This window comes from Deinococcus sp. (genome assembly GCF_025362455.1).
In the GTDB taxonomy this organism is placed as follows: Bacteria; Deinococcota; Deinococci; order Deinococcales; family Deinococcaceae; genus Deinococcus.
Map to the genome: position 1 here is coordinate 1 of NZ_JANYGJ010000022.1, position 6,850 is coordinate 6,850.

The 6,850-nt window shown below is 64.7% G+C and carries 12 protein-coding genes; all 12 read right to left on the reverse strand.

Going from position 1 to position 6,850, the window contains the following annotated elements; genetic code table 11:
• A partial coding sequence (locus Q0R23_RS01460) for an NUDIX domain-containing protein (protein WP_293909607.1) occupies nt 1–284 on the reverse strand: 284 nt, incomplete at its 3' end.
• A 187-nt stretch (nt 285–471) separates the two neighbouring features.
• Nucleotides 472–1,329 (reverse strand): lysine biosynthesis protein LysX, encoded by an 858-nt coding sequence (gene lysX / locus Q0R23_RS01465; protein ID WP_293909610.1) that lies wholly within the window; start codon nt 1,327–1,329, stop codon nt 472–474.
• A 49-nt stretch (nt 1,330–1,378) separates the two neighbouring features.
• Nucleotides 1,379–1,552, reverse strand: coding sequence for a lysine biosynthesis protein LysW (lysW, locus tag Q0R23_RS01470; protein WP_293909613.1), 174 nt, complete (start codon nt 1,550–1,552; stop codon nt 1,379–1,381).
• Between the two features lie 117 nt (nt 1,553–1,669).
• The gene (locus Q0R23_RS01475; RefSeq protein WP_293909615.1) at nt 1,670–2,005 is read right to left on the reverse strand and encodes a hypothetical protein; all 336 of its coding nucleotides are present in this window, start codon (nt 2,003–2,005) and stop codon (nt 1,670–1,672) included.
• Nucleotides 2,006–2,029: 24 nt separating this feature from the next.
• Nucleotides 2,030–2,530 (reverse strand): homoaconitate hydratase, encoded by a 501-nt coding sequence (locus tag Q0R23_RS01480; RefSeq protein ID WP_293909617.1) that lies wholly within the window; start codon nt 2,528–2,530, stop codon nt 2,030–2,032.
• 96 nt (nt 2,531–2,626) lie between these two features.
• Nucleotides 2,627–2,977 (reverse strand): inorganic pyrophosphatase, encoded by a 351-nt coding sequence (locus Q0R23_RS01485; protein ID WP_293909619.1) that lies wholly within the window; start codon nt 2,975–2,977, stop codon nt 2,627–2,629.
• A gap of 8 nt (nt 2,978–2,985) precedes the next feature.
• Nucleotides 2,986–3,792, reverse strand: a complete 807-nt coding sequence (locus Q0R23_RS01490; protein ID WP_293909621.1) for a PhzF family phenazine biosynthesis protein — start codon at nt 3,790–3,792, stop codon at nt 2,986–2,988.
• On the reverse strand, nt 3,789–4,193 hold the full coding sequence (locus Q0R23_RS01495; RefSeq protein ID WP_293909624.1) for a RidA family protein: 405 nt from the start codon (nt 4,191–4,193) through the stop codon (nt 3,789–3,791). The genes Q0R23_RS01490 and Q0R23_RS01495 overlap by 4 nt, the downstream gene beginning before the upstream one ends.
• 9 nt (nt 4,194–4,202) lie before the next feature.
• Nucleotides 4,203–4,739: a DinB family protein gene (locus Q0R23_RS01500; RefSeq protein ID WP_293909627.1), complete on the reverse strand. Its 537-nt coding sequence runs from the start codon at nt 4,737–4,739 to the stop codon at nt 4,203–4,205.
• A gap of 17 nt (nt 4,740–4,756) precedes the next feature.
• Nucleotides 4,757–5,251 (reverse strand): GNAT family N-acetyltransferase, encoded by a 495-nt coding sequence (locus tag Q0R23_RS01505; protein WP_293909629.1) that lies wholly within the window; start codon nt 5,249–5,251, stop codon nt 4,757–4,759.
• Nucleotides 5,248–5,769: an SMI1/KNR4 family protein gene (locus Q0R23_RS01510; RefSeq protein ID WP_293909631.1), complete on the reverse strand. Its 522-nt coding sequence runs from the start codon at nt 5,767–5,769 to the stop codon at nt 5,248–5,250. The genes Q0R23_RS01505 and Q0R23_RS01510 overlap by 4 nt, the downstream gene beginning before the upstream one ends.
• Before the next feature lies 1 nt (nt 5,770).
• The coding region (locus Q0R23_RS01515) for a homoaconitate hydratase family protein (RefSeq protein ID WP_293909632.1) at nt 5,771–6,850 on the reverse strand (1,080 nt) is incomplete at its 5' end.

Below are 6,850 nucleotides of genomic sequence, written 5' to 3' on the forward strand. Positions count from 1 at the left end.
TTCAGCTCCTCCTGCGCTTCGCGGAAGAGAGCCGCCTCGTAGCTCTCGCCCGCGCTGACGGCTCCGGCCACGCCCATGTCGTAGGCGCCCGGCCAGCGGGTTTTGCCCAGGCTCCGGCGCGGAATCCAGAGCTGCCTCGCCGCATTGAGAACGAAGGCGTTGACGCCGCGAATGTTCACGATGTTTCGCGTGAATGCTTCGCCGCGCCAGATGGTGCCGACCACTTCGTCGGAATCGTTGACCAGATCGATGAGTTCGTCACTGCTGAGTTCGTCGGTGCTCAAGAGGCCTCCCGCTGGGTCCAGCACATGAACACTGGGCGACCACCGAGGTTGCCGCCCACTCCCCGCTACTTCCCGATTAGAGCAGAACTCCGAATTACGCCACGGGGAAAACAGCCTCCCCGCGCCTCCATTCTGCGTCCTGCTCAGTCAAAACTACTCGCTCCGCTCGGTCATAAAAAGGGTTTTTTTATGACATCTGCTCTAAGCCAATCGCGTACTCGGCCATCCTGCGCGGAATGTCCACGCCCGTGGTCGCCACCGAATTCTTGAATTCCATGGTGTGGTTGATCTCGATAATCAGCAGGCCCCGCGAAGGGTCTTCCACTAGGTCGATGGCGACGATCTGGCCCCCGACTGCCGCCGCCGCCCTGACGCTCAGCTCGGCGATTTCCGGCGTCACCGGGCAGTTGCTGGCCACGGCCCCGCGCGCCGTGTTGGTGATCCAGTGCTCGCTGGTGCGGTAGATGGCCCCGATGCACTCGCCGCCGATGACGAAGGCGCGGATGTCGCGCTCCGGCTTGCGGATCAGCTCCTGCACGTAAAAAATCCCGTGCTGCGGCCCGCCCAGCACCTCCTTGTGCTCGATGATGGCCTCGGCGGCGTCGCGGTCATTGACCTTGCTGACCATCCGGCCCCAGCTTCCGACCGTGGGCTTGATGACCACCGGGTAGCCCATAGACTCGATCAGCTCCAGCGCGGCTTCCCCGTCCACGGCCACGCCGGTCCTTGGGGTGGGCAGGCCAGCGGCGAACAGCCGGGCGTTGGTCGCCAGCTTGTCGCCGCACAGTTCGATGACGTGCGAGGGGTTGATGACCCGCACGCCGAAAGCTTCGAGTGCCCGCGTCACGGCGTGCCCCCGGCTCTGCGAGACGCAGCGTTCCAGCGCGACTTTCCAGGGCACCTGAGCGGCCCCGGCGGCGTCGAAGGTGAATTTCAGGTGCGGGGCGTACACCTTGTCATACGGCACGCCCAGGGTGTCCAGCGCCCCAAACAGCATCTTCTCGTCGGGGCGCACGCGGTCATAGATGATGGCGAGGTCGGCCATAGGTCTCGGTGAAAGGTGGGCAAACCGTTTAACAGATTTGCCCGGCCCTTCACTCTCCCCAGTCCTCGGCTTCCTGGGGCGCAGGCGCCAGGCGGGGTGGGTCGAGGCTGACGACTTCCAGCTCGGTGCCGGTGTCGTCGTCGATGACCAGTTCACCCAGTTCGGGGTTGTCGAGTTCAATGATGGCGCCGCTTTCGGGGCTTTCGAATTTGATGGTTGCCATGGTGGTCTCCTTGGACTGAGTATTGAGATTTCTGCTTTACGCTTGACAGGTTACAGCCTGGTTTGCTTTTCAAACGAAATTGCCTAGACCACTGCCTCGGACTGATGGCAGGAACGATCAGGCTTCGGCCTGCTCCTCGAACGACAGTTCCACCCCGGCCTGGCAATGCGGGCAGCGTACCAGGCTGACCTCGCTGCCGTCGTCGCTGCGGACGGTAGGGGCGTTGGCGAGCATTTCCTCGGTGACGTCGAACTCCTGCTCGCAGTTGGGGCAGGTGGTCAGAATGCCCAGCAGATCGACCTCGAAGTCTTGTCCGCTGTTGCGGATCACTTCCATCTCGGCGTTGCAGTTCTCGCAGACGATCGCGTCGCCGACTTCGAGTTCAGTCCGGTCTTCGTCGGTGAGTTCCAGCACTTCCCCGCAGATGGGGCAGTCGATTTCCAGAATAGCCATGAGCGTCAGTTTAGCGGTTTGGAATCAGTCCTCGACGGCCTCGCCTGGAAATCGCCGATGCTTTTTGTAGAACTCCAGAATGCTGCCCTCGCTCAGCGCCTCGCGCAGAAACTCCGGGGCGGGCGGAAGCTGGAAGGTGTCCGCGCCGCGTCGCAGCTCGCCCGTCGCCAGGTCGAGGCTCACCTCGTCGCCGTCGCTGAGCACGCCGGTCAGGTCGGCCTCGAAGGCGGGAATGCCCAGGTTGAGCAGGTTGCGGTAATGAATCCGGGCGAAACTCGGCGCGACGATGCCGCCGACCTGCAACTTTTTCAGCGCCTGGGGGGCGTACTCGCGGCTGCTGCCCAGGCCCCAGTTCTTGCCGCCGATCAGCAGGTCACCGGGCCGCACCTGCTCGGCGAATTCAGGCCGGATGTAGTGAAAGGCGAAGGTCTGAAACACGTCCTCGCCCGCCATGAACGGCGCGAACTTGCCGGGGAGGATGTCGTCGGTGTTCACGCTGTCGCCAAATTTCCAGATTCGGGGCATGGGGATTTCTCCTGGGTACTCAGGGGCTTCGGGCGTTGGGTGGGCGAGTACCGGCAGCCTAGCAGGTGCAGGCAAATCGGTCTGGGCTCGTGGAGGTCAGCTTTGCGGGCGCGGCACGACCACGCAGCGCAGCCGCTCCGTCCCGTTCAGAAATTCGCTGATGATCTGGGCCTCCTGCGCCGTACAACCCAGCAGCACCTTTAACTCAGCGTCCCTCTTGTGCAAATCCACCGTGCAGACGACGCCCGTGACCTGCCCCCGGTCCCCGCTGCCCAGCCACACGTCGATGCCCTGGCCGTCGCCGGAAGTGGTGCCCTCCAGGTAGCCGTAGTCGTAGGGGTAGATCAGGTTCGGGTTGCGCGGGTGGGCGCTGCGTCGGGGCCGGTCGATGATGACTGAGCTGGACGCGACCAGTTCGGCTAGGAAGGTCCAGAAGTCTGAATTCATGTCAAGACTCATTCGTCAGGAAGCTGCACCATGCCCTGCGAATACAGGACGGCGTGCCCGCTGACCCTGACCCGCAGCGGCAGCACCTCGCAGCGCAACTCGCCGCCGCGTGCCGAAACCTGCCGGGCGATCAGCGACGCCTTGTCCAATTTCTCGCCCCAGTACGGCGCCAGAGTACTGTGGGTGCTGCCGGTTACCGGGTCTTCGGGAATGCCCATGCCAGGCGCGAAGCAGCGCGAAACGAAATCCACGTCGTCGCCCGCTGCCGTGATAACCAGATCGTCGATGCCCTCCAGCCGCGCCCAGTCAGGCTGAAAGGTCCGGACTGCCGACGCCGATTCCAGCACCGCGAAGACGCTGAAGTTGCCTTCCTCCACGCTGAAAACGTCCTGCACCGGCACCTGCAACAGAGCTTCCAGCTCGGCCACCGTGCGGGCCGAGGGCGCCGGGTCGATGCGAGGAACGTCCAGCACCACCGCGCCGCTCTCGCCGCGCACAGCCCCCAGTTCACCCATACGGGTCTGGAAGCGCAGCTCGGAGCCGCCCTCGCCCAGTACGTTCCAGAGTGCCCAGGCGCTCGCCAGGGTCGCGTGACCGCAGAAATTGACCTCCTGAACCGGGGTGAACCAGCGCAGGTGATAGTCCCCCTTTTCGCCAACAAAAAAGGCCGTCTCGGAGAGGTTGTTTTCAAAGGCCAGCGCCTGCATCGTCTCGTCCGGTAGCCAGGTTTGCAGCGGCATCACGGCGGCGGGGTTGCCTCCAAACAGGCGGCGGGTAAAGGCGTCGATGTGCAGTTTGGGAAGAGTGATGTTCACGGCGCCACCGCCACGGCTTTGGCCTCGAAGAGCAGTTCCGGAAAGGCCAGAGCGGCGACCTGAACGAGCGTGCTGGCGGGCGGCTGGCTCAGGTTGATGAACTCGTCGCGCACCCGCCGCATGACCGGCGCGTGGCTCATATCGGTGACGAACAGCCCCAGCTTCACCACATGGCTGAAGTCCATGCCAGCCGCTGCCAGTGCCAGCCGCAGGTTGCCGAAGACCTGCCACGCCTGCGCCTCGAAATCACCGACGCCGACCACCGTGCCACTCGCGTCCAGCGCGATCTGTCCGGAGACGAAAGCCATGCGTCCACCCTGCACCTCTACGACAGGCGTGTAGTTTGGCGAGGGCGCCAGGCCCTCCGGCTGGAGACAGCGCATCGTATGAGGTTCGGTCATGCCCGCAGCTTAGCGCCCCCGGTTGGCCGCCCAGAACTCCGGGTGCTCCTCGGCGTACAACGCGGGCAATTCCAGCCCCAGCGCCCGTACGAGCACGCTGAGCTGCCCCCGGTGATGCAACTCGTCCTGATAGGCGTGGTGGAGTTGCGGCCAGCCGGGCATGTCCCCGAACCAGGGATTGCCGGGTGTGAGCTGTTGCAGGCGCTCCGGGTGGGTGCTGAAGCCGCTCTGGGTCTTGGCGTGGACCGTTTCGAGCCAGGTCCGAAGTGCCCTAGCACTGGCGCTGACCTCGGCCCGGTGGGCGTCCCAGTCGGCGTCGGGTTCGCCCGGTTCAGCGTCCCAGCGGCCCTCAAAGACGCCCCGCGCCGCGAAGTATTCATGGGCGCCGATGTGGTGCAGGGTGTCGGCCACGGTGCGGCCCCCAGGGATGACCGCCTCGTCCAGATAGTCTGCGAGCACGTTCAGCACCTCCAGCGTGACCATCCGGACGCCCTGCCAGTGCCGGGCGAACTGGTCGGCGGCGGCGTAGAGGGGCGGCTCGCTCATGCCTTCAGTGTAGAGCGTCAGCCCGGCGCGTCCTCGCTCGCCAGCTTCTCCAGAGCGCCGCCGCTCAGCCCGTAGTCCACCCAGACCGGGTTCGCCACCGCGCCCAGGCGTTCGTAGAACCGCTTGCCGCCCGCGTTCCAGTCGGCTACCGCCCAGCGCACCGCGCCGCAGCCGTGAGTTACCGCGTCCTGAGCTGCCCGGCGCATCAGCCGCTCGCCCAGGTTCTGCCCCCGCGCTGCCTCAGCCACGAACAGCTCCTTGATGAACAGGGTCGGCCTGGTCGTCGCCGTGAAGGGAATGAGGTAGTAGACCAGCATGCCCACTAGCTCCACGCTCGTATCGGCCACCAGCGCGTAGAAGTCGGGCGGTGACTTCTCAAAACTCTGCCACCGCAACGTTTCCTCGGTGACGGCGAACACATCGGCGTAGTGCTCGTACTCCGCCAGCCCCCGCATCAGCGGCAGCAGTTGGGGGATGTCGGTGACGGTGGCGAGGCGGATGGTGGGGGTCATTCGATGTAGTCGAGATCGAATGCTTCGCGCAGCGCACTGACGAAGTGTTCGTCGATCCAGTCCAGGTAGCTGTTGCTCTGGTGGTGCAGTTCGCCGTGATAATCGAAGTCGATCACCTGTCCAACCGTGCCAGCCTCAGTTGGGTCCAGGTCAATGCAGGCGAGATTGCCCGATCCGTCCTCCGCGAAGGGAATCCAGAACCGGCTCCACTTACTCGGCTTGATTTCCGGGTCGAAGGAGATGTCTTCGAGCGGCATATTTTCAAGTTGCCCGCTGCCGTATGCCAGGTTACTTGAGATATTCGACACGGACGAGAGCTGCGGAACATTGGGGACCCAGCGGCACAGGCCGTTGTGAATGGCTAGGCTCTCCCGCAAGTCGGTGGGGAGCGGATAGCCCAACTCCGTCTCCAGCGCTTGTAATTCCTCCTCCGTCGCGCCCGGATTGAAGATGGGTGCGAGGTCATCTCGCTGTGCCAACATCTGATCGACTCGTTGCCAGAATATGTCAATGTCCATGTCAGCTCCTCCCGATCAGGTCCGAGGGCAAAGCCACCCGACCCATCACCGCCGTCGCCGCCGCCACTGCTGGCGAGGCTAAATACACCTTCGCGTCCTTGTCGCCCATTCTTCCAATGAAGTTGCGGTTGCTGGTACTCACACACACCTCGCCCGGCGCCAGCACGCCCTGATGACGGCCCATGCAGGGGCCGCAGCCAGGAGTGCCCAGCACCGCCCCCGCCTGAATCAGCGTCAGCAGCGTGCCGTCCGCCATCGCCGCTTCCATGACCTGCGAGCTGGCCGGAATGACCAGCAGGCGGGTGCTGGGATCAACCTTGTGGCCCTTCAACACGGCAGCGGCCTCGTGCAGATCGTCGAGTCGCCCGTTGGTACAGGTGCCGATGAACACCTGATCGACCTTGATGCCGCGCAACTCGGAGACGTCGTGCACGTTGTCGACCTCGCTGGGGGCGCTCATGCGGGGGCGCAGGGCGGACAGGTCCAGCTCGACTTGTTGCACGTAACGGGCGCCCTCGTCGGGGTAAACCCAATCGGGAATGTCGTAGCCGTAGTCGGTCAGAATCTCGCCGCCCGGCACGACCAATCCGACTTTGGCGCCCGCCTCGACGCAGAGGTTTGCCAGGGTCATCCGCTGGCCGCGTGTGAAACGGTCCCCGGCGTGCATCTCGATGCTCATGTAGGTGGCGCCGTCGGCCCCCAGGCGGCGGATCATCTCCAGGGCGGCGTCCTTGGCGCTCACGCCCGCGTTCAGCTCGCCCGTGAACGTCACCTTGATGGTCGAAGGCACGCGCAGCCAGGTTTTGCCACTGGCCGCCGCCAGGGCGATGTCAGTGGCGCCCATGCCGGTGCCGAAGGCTGCCACCGCGCCGTAGGTCGTGCTGTGACTGTCGCTGCCGAGCACGATCCAGCCGGGGCGGGCCAGGCCCTCTTCCATCAGGACCTGGTGGCAGATGCCGCGCCCCACGTCGAACAGGCGCACGCCAGTCTGCGCGGCGTACTCGCGGGCCTCTTTTTGCGCCTGCGCCACGCTGACGGTGCTGGCGGGCGCCACATGGTCGATGACGATGGACACGCGCTC